A 1,387-nucleotide genomic window follows, 5' to 3' on the forward strand; every position below is an offset into this window, starting at 1 on the left:
AAAAGGGGGGGCGGGGGCGAATGGCTGTGTGCTGGTCAGAGGGGTAGCCTGTGTCAGAGCCGCGTGGCGTGAACTGTAACTATGGGTTTCTTTTGTGCCTCAAATGGAAATCACAGGTTTGCTTTTACTACACCGTATAAAAGAGTGTGATAAAATCCGGAACTGAATTTTTCAGGTTTTGAGAGTCGATACAGATGAAGATCACCCTGCCCGAGTTTGAAAAAGCCCGCGTTCTGGTCGTTGGCGATGTCATGTTGGACCGCTATTGGCATGGCCCCACCGGCCGGATCTCGCCCGAGGCCCCGGTGCCGGTGGTCAAGGTTGAACACATTGAGGAGCGCCCGGGTGGCGCTGCCAACGTGGCCCTCAACTCTGCCGCACTGGGCGCTCACGCCGTGCTGCTGGGCCTGACCGGTCAGGATGAGGCCGCCGATGCTCTGGCTGGCCAGATGGCTGGCGTCAAGGTCGCCTGTGATTTCGTGCGTCTGGCCGACTATCCGACCATCACCAAGCTGCGGGTGCTTTCCCGCAACCAGCAACTGCTGCGCCTCGACTTCGAGGAGGCGTTCCATGATGTCGATTCCACTCTGCTGATGCACAAGGTGGAGCAGGCGCTGCCTAACTGCGACGTGATGATCCTCTCCGACTACGGTAAGGGTGCCCTCAACGATGTACCCGGCATGATCCAGCGTGCTCGCGCCGCTGGTATTCCCGTCCTGGTCGACCCCAAGGGGACCGAGTTTGAGAAGTATCGCGGCGCCACCCTGCTGACTCCCAACATGTCCGAGTTCGAGGCTGTGGTGGGCAAGGTGAAAGGTGAAGAGGATCTGGTTGCCAAGGGACTGGCGCTGGTCAAGCGTTTCGAGCTGGAGGCCCTGCTGGTCACCCGTTCTGAAAACGGCATGACCCTGATCCGCGAAGGTCAGCCAGAGCTGCACCTGCCGGCCCTAGCCCAAGAGGTCTACGACGTGACCGGTGCCGGTGATACTGTCATCTCCACCCTGGCCACCTCGCTGGCCGCCGGCATGAGCCTGGAAGAGGCGTGTGCCTTGGCCAACACCGCCGCCGGTATAGTGGTCGGCAAGCTGGGTACTTCCACCGTCAGCCCGGTCGAGCTTGCCAATGCGCTTTACACCGAGCAGGAGACTGGCTTTGGTGTCATGTCAGAGGCTCAGCTCAAGGTTGCCGTGCAGGCTGCCCGCTTGCGTGGGGAGAAGGTGGTGATGACCAACGGCTGTTTCGACATACTGCACGCTGGTCACGTTTCCTACCTCGCCAATGCCGGCAAGCTGGGGGATCGCCTGATAGTGGCGGTCAATACCGATGACTCCGTCCGTCGCCTGAAAGGGCCGGGTCGCCCGGTCAATTCGACCGACCGCCGCATGGC

The 1,387-nt window shown here is 60.7% G+C and carries 1 protein-coding gene; it reads left to right on the top strand.

Going from position 1 to position 1,387, the window contains the following annotated elements; genetic code table 11:
- Positions 1–194 precede the first annotated feature (194 nt).
- The coding region (hldE, locus tag AAC083_RS16180; protein ID WP_108535485.1) for a bifunctional D-glycero-beta-D-manno-heptose-7-phosphate kinase/D-glycero-beta-D-manno-heptose 1-phosphate adenylyltransferase HldE at positions 195–1,387 on the top strand (1,193 nt) is incomplete at its 3' end.

This window comes from Aeromonas sp. HMWF014 (assembly GCF_963878295.1).
Taxonomy (GTDB): Bacteria; Pseudomonadota; Gammaproteobacteria; order Enterobacterales; family Aeromonadaceae; genus Aeromonas; species Aeromonas popoffii.